14 protein-coding genes are annotated in these 17,564 nt (G+C 72.8%); 11 read left to right on the top strand and 3 right to left on the bottom strand.

Annotated elements, in window-relative coordinates:
• Nucleotides 1-24 precede the first annotated feature (24 nt).
• On the bottom strand, nt 25-1,476 hold the full coding sequence (locus IFU40_RS11375; protein ID WP_191926378.1) for an NCS2 family permease: 1,452 nt from the start codon (nt 1,474-1,476) through the stop codon (nt 25-27).
• Nucleotides 1,477-1,542: 66 nt separating this feature from the next.
• Between IFU40_RS11375 and IFU40_RS11370 the strand changes: the two genes are divergently transcribed.
• The 9 genes from IFU40_RS11370 to purH all read left to right on the top strand — a co-directional run bounded on the left by IFU40_RS11370 (nt 1,543) and on the right by purH (nt 12,584).
• Nucleotides 1,543-1,980 carry a nitroreductase family deazaflavin-dependent oxidoreductase gene (locus IFU40_RS11370; RefSeq protein WP_055834185.1) on the top strand — a complete coding sequence of 146 codons (438 nt, stop codon included), beginning with the start codon at nt 1,543-1,545 and terminating at the stop codon, nt 1,978-1,980.
• Nucleotides 1,981-2,415: 435 nt separating this feature from the next.
• The gene (nirB, locus tag IFU40_RS11365; protein WP_191926377.1) at nt 2,416-4,995 is read left to right on the top strand and encodes a nitrite reductase large subunit NirB; all 2,580 of its coding nucleotides are present in this window, start codon (nt 2,416-2,418) and stop codon (nt 4,993-4,995) included.
• Entirely contained in the window at nt 4,992-5,462 is a 471-nt protein-coding gene (gene nirD, locus IFU40_RS11360) for a nitrite reductase small subunit NirD (protein ID WP_191926376.1), read from the top strand. Before nirB ends, nirD begins: the two co-directional genes overlap by 4 nt.
• Nucleotides 5,459-6,703: a uroporphyrinogen-III C-methyltransferase gene (cobA, locus tag IFU40_RS11355; RefSeq protein WP_191926375.1), complete on the top strand. Its 1,245-nt coding sequence runs from the start codon at nt 5,459-5,461 to the stop codon at nt 6,701-6,703. The genes nirD and cobA overlap by 4 nt, the downstream gene beginning before the upstream one ends.
• Nucleotides 6,700-7,839, top strand: coding sequence for a uroporphyrinogen-III synthase (locus IFU40_RS11350; RefSeq protein WP_055834194.1), 1,140 nt, complete (start codon nt 6,700-6,702; stop codon nt 7,837-7,839). The genes cobA and IFU40_RS11350 overlap by 4 nt, the downstream gene beginning before the upstream one ends.
• Complete coding sequence (locus IFU40_RS11345; RefSeq protein WP_191926374.1) at nt 7,836-8,540, top strand: sirohydrochlorin chelatase; 705 nt, start codon at nt 7,836-7,838, stop codon at nt 8,538-8,540. Before IFU40_RS11350 ends, IFU40_RS11345 begins: the two co-directional genes overlap by 4 nt.
• A gap of 188 nt (nt 8,541-8,728) precedes the next feature.
• The gene (locus IFU40_RS11340; RefSeq protein WP_191926373.1) at nt 8,729-10,228 is read left to right on the top strand and encodes a cell division protein PerM; all 1,500 of its coding nucleotides are present in this window, start codon (nt 8,729-8,731) and stop codon (nt 10,226-10,228) included.
• 80 nt (nt 10,229-10,308) lie between these two features.
• Complete coding sequence (purN, locus tag IFU40_RS11335; protein ID WP_191926372.1) at nt 10,309-10,908, top strand: phosphoribosylglycinamide formyltransferase; 600 nt, start codon at nt 10,309-10,311, stop codon at nt 10,906-10,908.
• 65 nt (nt 10,909-10,973) lie between these two features.
• Complete coding sequence (purH, locus tag IFU40_RS11330; protein ID WP_055834207.1) at nt 10,974-12,584, top strand: bifunctional phosphoribosylaminoimidazolecarboxamide formyltransferase/IMP cyclohydrolase; 1,611 nt, start codon at nt 10,974-10,976, stop codon at nt 12,582-12,584.
• 472 nt (nt 12,585-13,056) lie between these two features.
• Here the strand turns inward: purH and IFU40_RS11325 are convergent, their stop codons facing one another.
• Both IFU40_RS11325 and IFU40_RS11320 read right to left on the bottom strand, forming a co-directional pair.
• The gene (locus IFU40_RS11325) at nt 13,057-13,572 is read right to left on the bottom strand and encodes a DUF1697 domain-containing protein (protein ID WP_191926371.1); all 516 of its coding nucleotides are present in this window, start codon (nt 13,570-13,572) and stop codon (nt 13,057-13,059) included.
• A gap of 132 nt (nt 13,573-13,704) precedes the next feature.
• Nucleotides 13,705-15,132 carry a dihydrolipoyl dehydrogenase family protein gene (locus tag IFU40_RS11320; RefSeq protein WP_191926370.1) on the bottom strand — a complete coding sequence of 476 codons (1,428 nt, stop codon included), beginning with the start codon at nt 15,130-15,132 and terminating at the stop codon, nt 13,705-13,707.
• Nucleotides 15,133-15,387: 255 nt separating this feature from the next.
• On the opposite strand from IFU40_RS11320, the gene IFU40_RS11315 reads away from it, so the two are divergent.
• On the top strand, nt 15,388-17,007 hold the full coding sequence (locus IFU40_RS11315) for an AlkA N-terminal domain-containing protein (protein WP_191926369.1): 1,620 nt from the start codon (nt 15,388-15,390) through the stop codon (nt 17,005-17,007).
• The gene (locus IFU40_RS11310) at nt 17,004-17,501 is read left to right on the top strand and encodes a methylated-DNA--[protein]-cysteine S-methyltransferase (protein WP_191926368.1); all 498 of its coding nucleotides are present in this window, start codon (nt 17,004-17,006) and stop codon (nt 17,499-17,501) included. Before IFU40_RS11315 ends, IFU40_RS11310 begins: the two co-directional genes overlap by 4 nt.
• The last annotated feature ends 63 nt before the right edge of the window (nt 17,502-17,564 follow it).

The raw sequence follows: 17,564 nt of genomic DNA, 5'->3' as shown, positions 1-17,564 counted from the left end.
CCGGGCCCCTCACGAGCGCGGGGCTCAGCCCAGCAGCGCTTCGACCGGGCCGCGGGCGAAGAAGACGACGAAGCCGGCGGCGACGATCCACAGCAGTGGGCTCACCCGGCGGGCACGGCCCGACAGGGCCTGGATCAGCACCCAGCTGACGAAGCCCGCGCCGATGCCGTTCGCGATCGAGTACGTCAGGGGCATGACGGTCACGGTGAGGAAGACCGGGATCAGCACCGACATGTCGCTGAGGTCGACGTGGCGGATCTGCCCCATCATGAGCGCGCCGACGATGACCAGGGCCGCGGCCGCGATCTCGGTGGGCACGATGCTCGTCAGCGGCGTGAAGAACATCGCGAGCAGGAACAGGCCGCCGGTGACGACGTTGGCCAGGCCCGTGCGCGCGCCCTCGCCGATGCCCGAGCCCGACTCGATGAACACGGTGTTCGACGACGACGAGGTCGCGCCTCCCGCAACCGCACCGATGCCTTCGATGACCAGCGCCGAACGCAGGCGCGGGAACGTGCCGTCGGGGGCCGCGAGGCCCGCCTCGCGCGACAGGCCGGTCATCGTGCCCATCGCGTCGAAGAAGTTCGTGAACACGAGGGTGAAGACCAGCATGAGGGCGGCCAGCACGCCGATGCGGCCGAAGGATCCGACCAGGTCGACCTGGCCGACGAGCGCGAGGTCGGGAAGGCTCACCCACTGCGCGGGGAGCGTCGGAACGCTCAGACCCCAGCCGCCGGGGTTGCCGTCGGCGCGGGCGCCGAGGCCGAAGACGGCCTCGACGATCACGGCGATGACCGTGCCCGAGAGCAGGCCGATCAGCAGCGCGGCTTTGACCTTGCGCACGAGCAGCACGGCGGTGATGACGAGGGTCAGCACGAACAGCGCGGTGGGGACCGTGGTGATCGAGCCGCCGACACCCAGGCCCACAGGCGGCGAGCTCAGGCCGGTCGAGGTGACCAGGCCGCTGTCGACGAAGCCGATGAACGCGATGAACAGGCCGATGCCGACGGTGATCGCGGTCTTGAGCGCGAGGGGAACCGCCTCGAAGATCATGCGGCGGAGTCCGGTGACGGCCAGCAGCACGATGATCAGGCCGTTGATGACGACGAGGCCCATGGCCTCGGGCCAGGTGACCTGACCGACGATGCCGACGGCCAGGAACGAGTTGATGCCCAGACCCGCCGCGAACGCGAACGGCAGGCGCGTGACGAGCCCGAACAGCATCGTCATGACACCGGCCGTGAGGGCGGTGACCGCGGCGACCTGCGGGAAGCCCAGGGCGTTGCCGGCGACGTCGGGGGTTCCCGACAGGATGATCGGGTTCAGGATGACGATGTACGCCATCGTGACGAAGGTGACCACGCCTCCGCGGATCTCGCTGCCGACGGTCGAGCCGCGGGCGGTGATCTCGAAGAACCGGTCGAGGCGGTTCTTCGGTGCGGTGGCAGCAATGGTCTCGGGAGCGGAATCGCTCATGAAGGCTCCAGAAAAAAGGGGGAGGGACTAGACCGGAGGGGAAGACGCCGACGTATCGTGTGAGCTATGTCACTCTCAGGAGAGTATCTACCCAGCACCAGCGAATGGGCCCGCCAGCAGGCCGAGACGTTCGAGGCCTCGGGAGGCCAGGAGTCCGCCGACATGCGGGGCGTACCCATCATCGTCCTCACCACCGTCGGCGCCAAAACCGGGGGCCTGCGCAAGACCGCCCTCATGCGCGTCGAGCACGACGGCAAGTACGCGGTCGTGGCATCCAAGGGTGGGGCCCCGGAACACCCCGCGTGGTTCTACAACCTCGTGAAGAACCCCCGCGTCGCCCTGCAGGACGGCGACGTGAAGAAGGAGTACGACGCGCACCAGGCCGAGGGAGCCGAGCGCGACGAGTGGTGGGGCTACGCGACCGAGGTCTGGCCCGATTACGACGAGTACCAGAAGAAGACCGAGCGGCGCATCGAGCTGTTCGTGCTGACGCCCGTCGATTGACGCCCGTCGGCTGACGCCCGCTCGGGTGGCCCCCGCCGCCCCGGAACGTTCCGCCCGCGCCGCCGCCCCGGAACGGTGCGCCCGCGCCGCCGCGCCGGGACGGTGCGCCCGCGCCGCCGCGCCGGGACGGTGCGCCCGGCGCCGCCGCCCCGGAACCTTGAGTGTCCAAGACACGCCGCTGCGCCCCGAGGGGATGCGGCGTGTCTTGGACACTCAACGGGGGGAGGAGAGGGGGAGGGGCGACGGATGCCGGGGAGCCAAACCTCACACGAACACCGCCGCCGCGTGAGAGAAACGTTCGCCGGGGGTAACGCCCGTGCGACGGCGGGGGAAACGTCCGCTGCTTAGCGTCGGGGCATGGCCCGCTCACACACCGCAACCGGCGCGAAACACGCCGCTGACCGCCGCGCAAAGTCCGCCGCGTACGGTGACGACATGCTCCACCCCGCGACATCCGGTTCGGTCGTCGTCGTGGGGGCGGGCATGGTGGCGCACCGCTTCGTCGAGAGTCTCACCCGGCGCGACACCGACGGACGCTGGTCGGTCACCGTCCTCGGCGACGAGGCCCGCGGGCCCTACGATCGCGTGGGGTTGACCGGGTACTTCACCGGCAAGAGCCCCGAGCAGCTCTCGCTCGATCCGGCCGTGCTCGACCACGAGCGGGTCCGGGTCGACACCGACGCACGTGTCACCGCCATCGACCGTGCGAAGCGCACCGTCACCACCGCGGGCGGGTCGACCTACGACTACGACCGTCTCGTGCTCGCCACCGGCTCGTACGCCGCCCGCCTCGCGCTCGACGGCTTCGACCACCGTGGCTGCTTCGTCTACCGCACGCTCGACGACGTCGTCGCGATGCGCGACTGGGTCGCGCGGCGTTCGGCGCAGCTCGGCCGTCCCCTGCGCGGCGCCGTCGTCGGCGGCGCCCTTCTCGGCCTCGAGGCCGCCGGTGCCCTGCAGGCCGAGGGAGTGTCGCCGTTCGTGCTGCAGTCGAACGAGCGGCTCATGTCGGCGCAGCTCGACCTGGGTGGCGCGAAGGCGTTGCAGCGGCTCATCGAGGCCCGCGGCATCGAGGTGCGCACGAGCTCGGTGACGACCCGGGTGGATGCCGATGCCTCCGGCGCCGTGTGCGGAGTGGAGCTGCGCGACGGATCGTGGGAGGCCGTCGACATCGTCGTGTTCACGGTCGGCGTGCGCCCGCGTGACGAACTCGCCCGCGTCGCGGAACTGCGGGTCGATGCCCGGGGCGGCGTCGTGATCGATGCGGGCTGCGACACCTCCGACCCCTCAATCCTGGCGATCGGCGAGGTCGCCAGCTTCGACGGCCAGTGCATCGGCCTCGTCGCCCCGGGTTACGCCATGGCCGAGGTCGCCGCGACCCGCCTGCTCGGCGGCGAGGCCCAGTTCGACGGCTTCGACACCTCGGCCAAGCTCAAGCTCTCGGGCGTCGAGGTCGCCAGCTTCGGCGACGCGTTCGCCGAGACGCCGAACGCCCTCGACGTCACCTACGCCGACCCGGTGTCGGGCGTGTACAAGAAGCTCGTGCTGAGCGACGACGCGCAGACGCTGCTCGGCGGCATCCTGGTCGGCGACGCCTCGGCGTACACGTCGCTGCGTCCGCTGGTCGGTCGCGCTCTGGGCGGCGATCCGGCCGCGTACCTCATGCCGTCGGATCTCGCGCCCGCCCCGCAGGGCGACCTGCCCGCCGACGCCATCGTCTGCTCGTGCAACGGCGTCACCGCCGGCACCGTGCGCGACGCCGTCACCGAGCACGACTGCGCGGATGCCGCCGAGGTCAAGGCCTGCACGAGGGCGGGGGCGGCGTGCGGCTCGTGCTTCACGCTCGTGAAGAAGCTCGTGGCGACCGAGCTGGCGGCATCCGGAAAAGAAGTGTCGACCGGCCTGTGCGAGCACTTCTCGTTCACCCGCGCGCAGCTCTTCGACGCCGTGCGGGTGTCGGAGCTGCGCACCTTCACGTCGATCGTCGAGCGCTTCGGCACCGGCCGCGGCTGCGACATCTGCAAGCCGGCGCTCGCGAGCATCCTGGCGAGTCTGTACTCCGGTCACGTGCTCGACGGCGAGCTCGCGACCATGCAGGACACCAACGACCACGTGATGGCGAACATCCAGCGCGACGGCAGCTACAGCGTCGTCCCGCGCATCGCGGGCGGCGAGATCACGCCCGAGGGGCTCGTGGTGATCGGCGAGGTCGCGCGCGACTTCGGGCTGTACACGAAGATCACCGGTGGCCAGCGCATCGACATGTTCGGCGCCCGCCTCGATCAGCTGCCCGACATCTGGCGCCGCCTGGTCGACGCGGGCTTCGAGTCGGGGCAGGCCTACGGCAAGTCGCTGCGCACGGTGAAGTCGTGCGTCGGACAGACGTGGTGCCGCTACGGCGTGCAGGACTCGGTGGGCATGGCCGTGCAGCTCGAGTTGCGCTACCGCGGCCTGCGCTCGCCGCACAAGATCAAGTTCGGCGTCTCGGGCTGCGCGCGCGAGTGCGCCGAGGCCCGCGGCAAGGACGTCGGGATCATCGCCACCGAGGCCGGCTGGAACATGTACGTCGGCGGCAACGGAGGCTTCACCCCGCGGCACGCGGTGCTGTTCGCCGAGGGACTCGACGACGACGCTCTGCTGCAGGCCATCGACCGGTTCCTCATGTTCTACATCCGCACGGCCGACCGGCTGCAGCGCACCGCGCCGTGGATGGAGGATTACGAGGGGGGCCTCGACGCGCTGAAGGGCGTCGTGTTCGACGACACGCTCGGCATCGGTGAAGACCTCGACCGCGCCATGGCCGCGCACATCGACAACTACGAGGACGAGTGGGCGGCGACCCTCGCCGACCCCGAGAGGCTCAAGCGGTTCCAGAGCTTCGTCAACGCCCCCGAGGTCGCCGACCCCTCGCTCGCGTACGTCGCGGAGCGCGGACAGCCCCGCCCCGCCACCGACGAGGAGCGCTCGTCGGGGGCGGTCTTCATCGGCGGGACGACGCTGGCGGTGCGCGCATGACGATCGTCGAGACCGCGGAAACGGATGCCATGACCCCGGATGCCGAGACCCCCGCCGCTGCGCTGCCCACCGCTGCGCTGTCCACTGCTCCGGCGCCCGCGCCCGGCTGGACACGCATCTGCCGCGTCGATGATCTGCTCGTCGAGCGCGGTGTCGCCGCCCTTGTCGACGGCCACCAGATCGCGCTGTTCCGCACCTTCGACGGCCGCATCTACGCCACCGACCAGATCGATCCGTTCAGCGGTGCCGCCGTGTTGGCGCGCGGCATCGTCGGCGACCGCGCGGGGGTTCCCACCGTGGCATCGCCGATGTACAAGCAGGTGTTCGACCTGCGCACCGGCGCCTGCCTCGACACGCAGGGCAAGGCCCCGCTGACCGTGCGCGTGCACCCCGTCGCCGTCAGCGACGGCTACGTGCTCGTCAGAATCGTCCCCGCCGTCCCCGCCGCAGAAGGAGATCCCCGATGATCGCTCTCGCAGGACTTGACCTCACCGACCGTCTCGTGGTGTGCGTGGGGGCGGGGAGCGTCGCGGAGCGGCGCATCGCCCGGCTCCGCGCCGCCGGAGCGCGGGTGCGGCTCGTCGCCCCGGTCGCCACCGAGCGGTTGAGCGCCCTCGCGGCGTCGGGTGCGATCGAGTGGCACGCGCGCCCCTTCGCGGCCTCCGACCTCGACGACGCCTGGTTCTGCCACACCGCCACCGGCGACGCGGCCATCGACGCCGTCGTCGTCGACGCCGCCGAAGAGCGACGCGTGTGGTGCGTCAACGCCGGGCACGGGGGCCGGGGCACGGCGCGCCTGGCGGCCGAGACCACCAGCGGCGACGTGATGGTCGGCGTGGTCTCGACCGCCGGCGCCGACCCGCGTCGCACCGTCGCCGTCCGCGACGCGATCGCCCAGCGCCTCGCCGAGGGCGCCCTTCCGCTCCGCCGTCGACGTCGCCCGCTCGTGGGGAGCGTGGCGCTCGTCGGCGGCGGCCCCGGCCCCATCGACCTGATGACGGTGCGCGCCCGTGCGCTGCTGGCCGAGGCCGACGTCGTCGTGCACGACCGGCTCGGGCCCACCGGCGTGCTCGCCGAGCTCGGCGACGACGTCGAGCTGGTCGACGTGGGCAAGCGCCCGCAGCATCACCCCGTGCCGCAGGACGAGATCAACGCGATCATCGTCGACCGCGCGGCGAAGGGCCTGCGGGTCGTGCGGCTCAAGGGCGGCGACCCGTTCGTCTACGGTCGCGGCGGCGAAGAGGTCATCGCGTGCCGGGCCGCCGGCATTCCGGTCGAGGTCATTCCGGGCATCTCCAGTGCCATCGCTGTTCCCGCGGCGGCGGGGGTCCCCGTGACGCACCGCGGTGTGGCCGGTACGCTTCACGTCGTGAACGGTCAGGATGCCCCGAGCGAGGCCACCCTCGCCGCGCTCCGTGAGGACACCGCGACGGTCGTCGCCCTCATGGGTGTGAGCGCGCTGGCGCGCTTCGTGTCGGCGGCCCGCGCCGCCGGTGCTCCCGACACCCGCCCCGTCGCCTTCGTCGAGAACGGCCACACGCCCCAGCAGCGCACCATCCGCACGACCCTCGGCACCGCGATCCAGGATGCCGAGACCCACCGCCTCGCCAACCCCGCGGTGCTCGTGTTCGGCGAGGTCGCCCGCGCCGACCTGCTGCTGCCGGCGGCGGGGCCCGTCGCCGCGGCGCACGGCGAGGGCATCGGGTGACCACACCCGCGCGGACGATCAGCACGGTGCTCCAGGGGTGCACGGTGCTGCTTCCCGTCGACCGGCGGTCGGGGGAGCTGTCGGCCGCGCTCGAACGGCACGGGGCCCGCGTGCGCGTGGCCCCGGCGCTCACGATCGTGCCGCACGTCGACGACGACGAGCTCATCGCCCAGACGCGACAGCTGGTCGCCGACCCGCCCGACGTGGTCGTCGCCACCACGGGCGTGGGCTTCCGCGCCTGGATGGAGACCGCCGACGAGGCGGGCGTGCACGACGAGCTGGCCACGGTGCTGCACCGCGCCCGCATAGTGGCGCGCGGACCCAAGGCCCGCGGCGCCATCCAGCAGGCCGGATTCGAGGCCGACTGGGTCGCCGAGAGCGAGACGGCGGCCGAACTGCGCGACTTCCTCGTCGCCGAAGGCCTCGACGGGCTGCACATCGCCGTGCAGCACCACGGCTCCGGCGCCGACGGCCTCGACGAAGCCTTCGAGGCGGCCGGTGCCCGCGTCACGAGCCTCACCATCTACCGCTGGGGCCCACCCCCCGACCCCGAGGTCGTCGCGGCATCGACCCGCCAGGTCGCGCGCGGCGAGATCGACGCCGTGCTCTTCACCTCGGCTCCCGCGGCACGCGAGTGGCTGCTCGCCGCCGAGCGTGCCGAGGCGCTCGAGGGAGTGGCATCCCGGGCCCGCAACGGCCACGTGCTGGTGGCGGCCGTCGGTCCCATCACCGCCGCCCCGCTGATCGAGGCGGGGATCGACCCCCTCGTGCCCGACCGCGGACGCCTGGGCGCCCTCGTGCGCGCCGTCGTCACGCACTACGGCGGCGTCGACGCGCGGGTCATCCCCACGACGTCGGGGCAGCTCGGCATCCGCTCGTCGGGGATCGTGGTCGACGGGGTCCTGACCCCGCTTCCGCGCACCGGCGTCGAGATCTTCCGGGCCCTGGCCCGCGTGCCGGGCGCCGTGGTGTCGCGGGCCGACCTCGTCGCCGCGCTCTCGAGCGCCGAATCCAGCGGGCACGCGGTCGAAGTCGCCGTCGCTCGCACGCGCGACGCGCTCGGCGACCTCGACCTGATCCGCACCGTCTACAAGCGCGGCTACCGCATCGACGTGATCGACGAGGAGGATCGATGACCGCCGTTCTCATCGCCTGCGCCCACGGCACCCGCTTCGACGAGGGCCGCGTCGTCGTGCGCGCCCTGCTCGACGTGCTGCGCGAGACCGCTCCCGAGGGCGTCGAGGTGCACGAGGCCTACGTCGACGTGCACGCGCCCTACGTCACCGACGTCGTCGCCGCCGCGCGCGAGCGCACCTCCGACATCGTCATCGTGCCGCTGCTGCTGTCGACGGGGTACCACACCGAGGTCGACCTCGTCGACGCCGCCGACGGCCTGCCCATCGCCCCCGCGCTCGGTCCGCACCCGGTGCTGGCCGAGATCCTCGTCGACCGCGTGCGCGCCACCGGAGCGGGCGTCGACGACACCGTCGTGCTGGCCGCGGCCGGCTCCACGCGCCCCGGGGCGGTCGTCGACGTGGAGCGCATGGCCGAGCTGATGACGGAGGCCGGTATCGCCGGGCCCGTCGTGACCGCGTACGCCGCGGCATCCGAACCCCGCATCCCGGATGCCGTGCACACGGCGCGTGCCGCCGGACGGCCGACGGTGGCGGCGAGCTACGTGCTCGCGCCGGGACACTTTTCGCGCGTGATCGAGAACGCCGGCGCCGACCTGACGAGCGCACCCATCGGAGCGGATCCGCGGCTGGCGCGGGTCGTGTGGGAGCGGTGGGCCTCGGCGCGTGCGGCGCGCGCGGGGGAGACGCTCGCCCGCGGGTGACGGCGCAGGAGGCACGCCGGTCGTGCCGTCGGTGAGCGTGCACGGGACGCCGCCGCGCCGCGGTTCCGGAATGCGTGCGGACGGTCGCCCGCGGAGGCGTCGACGCGCGACGACGCCGCGCGGAGTGCGCCCTCGCCGCCGCGCCTGAAAGGTGCGCCGAGCCGACGCGGGTACGCTCACAGTCGCCCATGCATCGCCTTCTCGTCGCCCTCCTGGCCGCTCTCGACGCCATCCTGGCCGCCGCGGGCGGTATCGCCGTGGTCCTCGCCCCCCTCGCGCTGCTGTGGGTGGTCGGCGTGGGAAGCCCCGACTGGGGCGCCCTGTGGCCCACGACCGCCGCGGTCTGGCACCTCGGCCATCTCGTGCCGATCACGGTGACCCTGCCCGACACCTACCTCGCCGCCACCGGCATCGATCCCTCGTTCGCGAGCTTCACCCTGTCGCTCGCCCCCCTGGCGTTCGCCGCGTTCACGGCCCTGTTCGCCGCCCGCTCGGGCGCCCGCGCGGGAGAGGCCGGCGCCGCGCTCACCGGTTGGCTCTCGGGCTCCGTCGTCTTCGCCGGAATCGCGACCCTCGTCGCCCTGACCGGAAACGCCGCGCTCGTGGCATCCGAGACCTGGCTGGCCATCCTGCTGCCGTCGCTGCTGTTCCTGGTGCCGTCGTTCGTCGGCGCGATCGTCGGAGCGTGGCGGGTCGGCGACGACGGACCCATCGACGCCCTGCGGGAACGGGTCGAGCGCTTGCCCGGCGCCTGGGCGACGGTGCCCGCGCTGGCGCTGCGCGGTCTCGCACTCACGACGCTGGGCCTCGTGGGAGTCGGCGGGATCGTCGTGGTGGTGGGGCTCATCGCCCGCTCGACGCAGGTGATCGGCATCTACCAGGCCAGCAACGCAGACGCCATCGGCGCCACCGTCATCGCCCTCGGCCAGCTCATGTACCTGCCGACCCTGGTGCTGTGGGCGGTGTCGTTCGTCGCCGGCCCCGGGTTCGCGCTGGGCACCGACACCGCCATCACCCCGGCCGCCACGCAGGTCGGTGCCCTCCCCGGCATCCCCGTGCTCGGCGCGGTGCCGGACTCGACCTCGTCGTGGCTGCTGCTGCTCGTGCTGCTGCCGATCGGCGTCGGAGCCCTCACCGGCTGGATCCTGCGCTCCCGGATGCCGGTGACCACCGACCCCGAACCGATCGGCCCCCGGCTGACGCTCACGGTCGTCGTCGCCGCGCTCACCGGTGGTGCGGGCGCGCTCGCCGCGATCGTCTCGGCCGGTTCGCTCGGACCCGGTCGCCTCGCCGACACGGGCCCGCAGCCCGGCCCCCTCGCCCTCGCCCTCGGTCTCGAGGTGCTGCTGGGGCTGGCGATCCTGCTCTTGAGCCCCCGCTTCGGTGCCGCCGCCGACGACCTTCCCCCGCGCGTCCGAGACGAGCGCGACGAGACTCCGGAATCGTCGTTCGCGCCCCGCGCCCACGTTCCCTTCGACCGCGACGAGCACGCGACCGGACCCGCGCCCCTCGTGTCTGCGCCCGGAACCGGCATCGCCTCCGACGTCTGGCCCAGCGCGTACCGCGGCCCCGAAGACGCCGATCACGCACCGTCGGCCGCGCTCGACGACGACGAGGTACGCGCGCGCATCCGCGCCGCCTGGGCGAATCCCGACGACGGCGACAAGGGTCCCGCGGGTCGACGCTGACGGAGCGGCCCGCGCCGGTCGCCTCGCGTCGCCCGCCCCGCGGCTCCACGGGCTCCGACGCACCTGCGTAGACTGAGCGCGTGCTCACGGTCGCCGTCCTCATCTCCGGCACCGGCTCCAACCTCCGCGCCCTGCTCGAGGCGGCTGCCGCCCCCGACTTCCCGGCGCGCGTGGTCGCGGTCGGCGCTGATCGCGAGGCCGACGGCTTCGCGCACGCCGAGCACTTCGGCATCCCCACCTTCCTGGTTCCCTACAGCGCCTTCGCCTCGCGCGAGGAATGGGGCGCCGAACTCGGAGCCCAGCTCGCCGTCTGGCAGCCCGACCTCGTCGTGCTGAGCGGCATGATGCGGCTCCTGCCGGCCGACCTCGTCGCCGAGTGGGAACCCCGCATCATCAACACGCACCCCGCGTACCTGCCCGAGTTCCCCGGCGCGCACGGTGTGCGCGACGCGCTGGCCGCCGGCGTGACGCAGACCGGAGCCAGCGTCATCGTCGTCGACTCCGGCGTCGACACGGGACCGATCCTCGCCCAGGAGCGCATCCCCGTGCTGGCCGGCGACGACGAAGACGCCCTGCACGAACGCATCAAGCCCGTCGAACGACGTCTGCTCATCGACGTCGTCCGTCGCATCGCCGAGGGCGACCTCGACCTCGCCGCCCCGGCATCCCGAACCGCCTGACCCGCCCGCCGGGCCCCGGCCCGTCGTGCACCCGAATCCGACTCGAGACACAGGAGCCGAAAGCCATGGCCGGACCCCGCCACGACCCCGCCGACTACCGTCCCCGCGACGTCGTCCCCATTCGCCGGGCGCTGGTCTCGGTGAGCGACAAGACCCACCTGCTGGTGCTGGCCGAAGCCCTCGCCGCCGCCGGCGTCGAGATCGTCTCGACCGGGTCGACCGCCTCGACCATCCGCGACGCCGGCTACGACGTCGTCGACGTCGCCGCCGTCACCGGGTTCCCCGAATCGCTCGACGGCCGCGTGAAGACGCTGCACCCCAAGGTGCACGCCGGACTGCTCGCCGATCTGCGTCTGGCCTCGCACGAGGCGCAGTTGGAGGAGCTCGACATCCGCCCGTTCGAGCTGGTCGTGGTCAACCTGTACCCGTTCGTCGAGACCGTGGCATCCGGTGCCGAGGGCGACGACGTCGTGGAGCAGATCGACATCGGCGGTCCCGCCATGGTGCGCGCCGCGGCCAAGAACCACGCCAACGTCGCCATCGTCGTCTCGCCCGAGTCGTACCCCGCGATCATCGACGCCCTGCAGTCCCAGGGCGGCACCAACCTCGTGCAGCGCCGCGAGCTCGCCGCCCGCGCGTTCTCGCACACCGCCGCGTACGACACCGCCGTGTCGACCTGGTTCGCCGAAGGCACCCTCGCCGACGACATCGACCTGCCCGCGCACCTGACCATCCAGGCCGAGCGCCTGTCGACGCTGCGCTACGGCGAGAACTCGCACCAGCGCGCCGCGATCTACTCGCGCGTCGGTGGTCACGGCATCGCCCAGGCCACGCAGCTGCAGGGCAAAGAGATGTCGTACAACAACTACGTCGACGCCGACGCCGCGCTCCGCGCCGCCTTCGACATGGTGAAGCCGGCCGTCGCGATCATCAAGCACGCCAACCCGTGCGGGATCGCCGTCGCCGCGCCCAACGCCCTCGACCCCATCGCCTCGGCACACCTGCGCGCCCACGAGTGCGACCCGGTCTCGGCCTTCGGCGGCGTCATCGCCGCGAACCGCACGGTCACGCTGAAGATGGCCGAGAACCTGCGCGACATCTTCACCGAGGTCATCATCGCCCCCGACTTCGAACCCGAAGCGCTCGAGGTGTTCAAGCTCAAGAAGAACCTGCGCGTGCTGAGCCTGCCCGCCGACTGGCAGCAGGAGCGCATGGACGTGCGGCTCGTGTCGGGCGGCCTGCTGCTGCAGGACGCCGACCGCTTCCCCGACGACATCGAATCGGTCGCGAAGAACTGGGAGCTCGTCTCGGGAGAGCGTCCCGCCGAGGCCGACATGGAGAGCCTGATCTTCGCGTGGAAGTCGTGCCGCGCCGTCAAGTCGAACGCGATCGTGCTCGCCCAGGGGTCGGCCACCGTCGGGATCGGCATGGGCCAGGTCAACCGCGTGGATTCGTGCCGTCTCGCCGTCGAGCGCGCCGGTGACCGCGCAGCCGGTTCCATCGCGGCATCCGACGCCTTCTTCCCCTTCGCCGACGGCCCCCAGGTGCTGATCGACGCCGGCATCTCGGCGATCATCCAGCCCGGCGGCTCGGTGCGCGACGCGGAGGTCGTCGACGCCGCCCGCGCGGCCGGCGTGACGATGTTCTTCACGGGGGAGCGTCACTTCTTCCACTGAGCCCTCGCCTCACGGTCCACGCCGTCGCAGCTTCGGTTGCGGCGGCGTTGTGGCGTGTGGGGGCGGTGGCGGTGGGGCGGCGGCGCGGCGTGGGTGTGGGTGTGGGTGTGGGGCGTGGGCGGGGTGGCGTGGCGTGGGCGGGGTGGCGTGGGCGGCGCGGCGTGGGCGCGGCGTGGGTGTCGGGCGGCGGGTAGGCGCCCCCGACGCATAAACGCTATTTGTGCGCATAAACGCGCCGTCGCCGCGTTTATCCGCAGGAACAGCGTTTATGCGCGGGGCCGGTGTGGTGCGGGACGCGTGCCGGGCGCGGCGCGGTCGCGCGCTCGGGACGCGGTGTGCGCGCGGGCTGAGGCATAAACGCTGATTCTGCGCATAAACGCGCTGTCGCGGCGTTTATGCGCAGGAAGAGCGTTTATGTGCGCGGCCGGGGTGGCGCGGATGCGCGCGGCAGACGCGGGGCTGCGGGCGCTCGTCAGGCGCTCACCGCGATGAGCTTCGCGACGGTGTTGGCGTTGCGTGCGGTGCCGGTGACGCCGAGGCGTCTCTCGAACCAGCCCGCTTGCAGCTTCGACCCGCCGATGCCCTCGGGATAGCGCACGAAGACCTCTCGGCCGTCGAGCACCGCCTCTTCGGGCACGCCGACCGGCAGCTCGAGCCGGGCGGCGGGTCTCGCGTCGAGGAACACCGTCTGCACCCAGCGGCCCTCCGGGGCATCGGCGTAGGGGTTGCGGGCGCGGCTGGCGGCCAGCTCGGCGTGCGTGCGCACGATGACCGGCAGATCGAATCCGAACGCCCCGCGCACCGCCTGACGCACCACCGAGGCGATGTCGGCGGGGGAGCGTCCGGCGTCGTCGAGCACGACGTTCCCCGCGACCTGCAGCGTCTCGACCTCACCGAGACCCGCGGATGCCAACACCTCGCGCAGCGCGGCCATCTTCAGCGCCGTGGGACCGCCGACACCGCGGATGAGGGCGACGCTGCGGGACATGCAGCGACCCTAGCGCGACGCGCGTGAGCTCATCAGTGCGCGTGGAGCCCGGTGCACGCGAAGCCCGGCTCGCGGGAAGCCCGGCGCACGCGAGGCCCAGTGCACGCGAAGCCCCACCCGCGCGGGTCGGCGTCAGGCCGAGTCGCGCCCGAGCGTCTCGAGCAGCCGCAGCCAGACCTCGCTGACCGTCGGGTACGACGGCACCGCGTGCCAGAGACGCTTCACCGGTACTTCGCCGACGATCGCGATCGTGGCGGAGTGCAGCAGCTCGGCGATGTCGGGCCCGACGAACGTGGCGCCCACGAGCACGCCCCGGTCGAGATCGACGATCGCGCGGGCCTGGCCCACGTAGGAGTCGGACTGCTCGCTCGACCCGGCGATGCTCGCGAGGTCGTAGTCGAGCACCTTCACGTTCAGGCCCTTCTGCTCGGCCTTCTTGGCGGTGAGACCGACCGAGGCGACCTCGGGGTCGGTGAAGGTCACCTGGGGGACGGCGTCGTGATCGGCCGTGGCGACGTGGGCACCCCATGGGGCGTCGTCGACCTCGCCGCCCTGCGCCCGCGCCGCGATCACGTCGCCCGCCGCCCGCGCCTGGTACTTGCCCTGGTGGGTGAGGAGAGCGCGGTGGTTGACGTCGCCCACGGCGTAGAGCCAATCGAACCCGCGTACGAGCAGGGTGTCGTCGACGTCGAGCCAGGTGTCGGCCTCGAGGCCCACGGCATCCAGTCCGAGGTCGCCGGTGCGCGGAGTGCGACCGACCGCGACGAGGACCTCGTCGGCCGTGACGGTGGTGCCGTCGGAGAGATCGAGCACCGCGCGTCCGTCGCCGTCGCGGCGGGCTGCCGTGGCATCCGCTCCGTTCTTGACGGTCACGCCGCGGTCTCGGAGCGACGATGCGACCAGCTCTCCGGCGAACGGCTCGTTGCCACCGAGCAGGCCGGAGCGGGCGATGATCGTGACGTCGGTGCCGAGGCTCTGGAACGCGGTCGCCATCTCGGCGCCGACCACGCCTCCGCCGATGATCGCGAGCGAGCCGGGCACCTGCTGCACGGCGGTGGCTTCGCGGCTGGTCCAGGGCGAGATGTCGGCGAGGCCCGGGATGTCGGGCAGGAGTGCGGCGGTACCGGTGCAGACGGCGACGGCGTGACGCGCGACGAGATCGGTCGTGGAGCCGTCTTCGGCGGTGACGCGAACGGTCTTCTCGCCGGAGAGGCGGCCGTGTCCGCGCACGAGGTCGATCCCCGCGCCCTGCAACCATTCGACCTGACCGGAGTCGTCGTATCCGCTGGTCATGGTGTCGCGGCGGCGCAGCACGGCGGCGACGTCGAGGTCGCCGGTGACGGCCTGGCGGGCTCCGTCGACGTCGCGGGCCGCGCGCAGGGCAGCGGCGCTGCGCAGCAGGGCCTTCGAGGGCATGCACGCCCAGTACGAGCACTCGCCGCCGACGAGTTCGGACTCGACGATCGCGGCGGTGAGACCGGCCTGCACGGCACGGTCGGCCACGTTCTCGCCGACGGGGCCGGCACCGATGACGATGAGGTCGTATTCGCGTTCGCTCATGATCCTCACGCTATCGACGGCCACCGACATCGCGCAGGGGTTGCGCGGAGCGGCAGGCCTCCGCTTAACGTCGACAGGCCGCGCGCAGCGCCTCGCCAGCTCGGGCGTTCGTGCTCGTGCGGGTGCGGGGCCGGGGCGGTCGTCCTGCGCGAGACGGCGTCTCGCGACGGGGGCGCGTGGGGGCGGCGGGCGCGCCTCACGGCCGTGTCCGATTTCCGCCAGCCGATGTCGGAGGTCGGTGGCAGGGTGGATGCCATGACCCCCACCGTGGCCGACGCTCCGGGCTTCGCCGAGCGCTATCGCGTCATCCAGTCGCGCGACCGACGCTTCGACGGGCAGTTCGTCACGGCCGTGCGGTCCACCCGCATCTACTGCCGCCCGAGCTGCCCCGCACGCACGCCGAACGAAGAGAACGTCACCTTCTACGCCACGTCGGCCGCAGCCCACGAGGCGGGCTACCGCGCGTGCAAGAGATGTCTGCCCGAGGCCGCTCCCGGCTCGCCCCAGTGGGACGTGCGCGGAGACGTCGTGGCGCGCGCGATGCGTCTCATCGCCGACGGCGTCGTCGATCGCGAGGGTGTCCCCGGTCTGGCCCGGCGCCTCGGCTATTCGTCGCGCCATCTCACGCGTCTGCTCGCCGCGGAGCTCGGCGCCGGGCCCCTGGCCCTCGCCCGCGCGCACCGCGCACATACGGCTCGCACTCTGCTCGTGGGCACCGACCTGTCGTCGGCCGATGTCGCGTTCTCGGCGGGGTTCACGAGCATCCGGCAGTTCACCGAGACGATCGGCGAGGTGTTCGGCATGCCTCCGCGCGATCTGCGCGCTCGACGCTCGCACGCGTCCGGCATCGAGGCGTCGGCGGGCGAGATCGACCTCGCCTTGCCCGTGCGAGGACCGATCGACACGACCGGTCTCTTCGGGTGGATGAGGGCGCACGCCATCCCCGGCGTCGAGCAGGGCGATGACCGGTCGTTCGCGCGGGTCGTGCGGCTGCCCGGCGGTCCGGCCTGGTTCGAGGTGCGCCTCGCCGAAGACGGGCGGCTGCGTCTGCGAGCCCGGCTGTCGGCCCTGGCCGATCTCGGCACCCTCATCTCCCGCGTCCGGCGACTGTTCGACCTCGACGCCGATCCGCTCGCGATCGATGAGGCCCTGGCCCGGCATCCCGAGCTCGCCCCCGCCGTGGCCGCCATCCCCGGTGTCCGGGTGCCCGGGGCGGTCGACGCCGACGAGATGCTGCTGCGCGCCATGATCGGGCAGCAGATCAGCGTCGCCGCCGCCCGCACGATGCAGGGCCGTCTGTCGGCCGAACTCGGTGAGCGGGTCGCCGTCGGCCCCGAGGCGATGACCCTCTTCCCGACGCCGTCGGCGATCGCGGAACGGGGTCTCGAGGTGCTGCGCGGACCCGCCGCGCGCATGCGCGCCATCGTCGAGGCCGCCGCGGCACTCAGCGACGGCACCCTCGAACTCAGTGCCGGCGATGACGCCACGGAGCAGCGCGCCAGGCTCCTCGCCCGGCGCGGGATCGGGCCGTGGACCGCCGACTACGTGCGCATGCGCGTGCTCGGCGACCCCGACGTGCTGCTCCCCGGCGACGTGGCCGCCCGGGCCGGCGCGGCGGCGCTGGGGCTGCCGTCGGACCCCGCGGGCTTCACCGCGTGGTCGGAGCGCCTGGCGCCCTGGCGCAGCTACGCGATGGCGCACTACTGGTACGCCGCCCCGGTGACCCAGGCGTGGCGCTCCCCGGCCGAGACGGCCGCGGCGGCCGCCGTGACGCGCCCGCGTCGGCGGACGACGAGCACCCGCGCCGACGTCGGGGTTGTCGATGTGGTCCTTCCTTCTTCCCCTCCCGCGCCTGAAAGCGAGCGATCCGAATGAGCACCGCCACCCTCCAGTTCCTGGACACCCCCGACGGGTCGTTCGCGATCCTCGCCGACGACGCCGATCGGGTGATCGTCTCGGGCTGGACCGCCGACACCGACGCCGTGCTCGCGCGGCTCCGCCCCGAACGTCGGCCGGCCGACATCGTCGCCGGCGAGACCGCGGCGGCCGAGGCGGTGCGCGCGTACTACGACGGAGACATCGCCGCCATCGACTCCGTCGCCGTCGCCCAGTGGGGCACCGCGCTGCAGCGGACCGGGTGGGAGGCCCTTCGGCGCATTCCGGCCGGGACCCCGCTCACCTACACCGGCTTCGCCGCCGCCCTGGGGGCGCCGTCGGCGGTGCGCGCCGCGGCATCCATCTGCGCGCGCAACGCCGTCGCGCTCTTCGTGCCCTGTCACCGGGTGCTCCGCGGTGACGGAACGATGGGCGGCTTCGCGTGGGGCACGCCGGTGAAAGAGAGCCTGCTGGCGCGCGAATCGGCGGCCTGACGATCGAGGCCCGGAAGACACTCTTGCCCCCGAGCTTCGCTCAGGGATACTCTGGAGGGCTGC

It is taken from the genome of Microbacterium sp. CFBP 13617 (assembly GCF_014839445.1).
GTDB lineage: Bacteria > Actinomycetota > Actinomycetes > Actinomycetales > Microbacteriaceae > Microbacterium.
Note: the sequence above shows the minus strand (reverse complement) of the source record. Positions and strands in the feature narration are given on the sequence as shown.

Coding starts and splice junctions, on each gene's coding strand:
- IFU40_RS11325 (WP_191926371.1), bottom strand. CDS start 13,572: ATGTCCCGCAGCGTCGCCCTCATCCGCGGTGTCGGCGGTCCCACGGCG.
- IFU40_RS11315 (WP_191926369.1), top strand. CDS start 15,388: ATGACCCCCACCGTGGCCGACGCTCCGGGCTTCGCCGAGCGCTATCGC.
- IFU40_RS11345 (WP_191926374.1), top strand. CDS start 7,836: ATGACCGCCGTTCTCATCGCCTGCGCCCACGGCACCCGCTTCGACGAG.
- IFU40_RS11370 (WP_055834185.1), top strand. CDS start 1,543: ATGTCACTCTCAGGAGAGTATCTACCCAGCACCAGCGAATGGGCCCGC.
- cobA (WP_191926375.1), top strand. CDS start 5,459: ATGATCGCTCTCGCAGGACTTGACCTCACCGACCGTCTCGTGGTGTGC.
- purH (WP_055834207.1), top strand. CDS start 10,974: ATGGCCGGACCCCGCCACGACCCCGCCGACTACCGTCCCCGCGACGTC.
- nirB (WP_191926377.1), top strand. CDS start 2,416: ATGCTCCACCCCGCGACATCCGGTTCGGTCGTCGTCGTGGGGGCGGGC.
- IFU40_RS11340 (WP_191926373.1), top strand. CDS start 8,729: ATGCATCGCCTTCTCGTCGCCCTCCTGGCCGCTCTCGACGCCATCCTG.
- nirD (WP_191926376.1), top strand. CDS start 4,992: ATGACGATCGTCGAGACCGCGGAAACGGATGCCATGACCCCGGATGCC.
- IFU40_RS11310 (WP_191926368.1), top strand. CDS start 17,004: ATGAGCACCGCCACCCTCCAGTTCCTGGACACCCCCGACGGGTCGTTC.
- IFU40_RS11375 (WP_191926378.1), bottom strand. CDS start 1,476: ATGAGCGATTCCGCTCCCGAGACCATTGCTGCCACCGCACCGAAGAAC.
- IFU40_RS11320 (WP_191926370.1), bottom strand. CDS start 15,132: ATGAGCGAACGCGAATACGACCTCATCGTCATCGGTGCCGGCCCCGTC.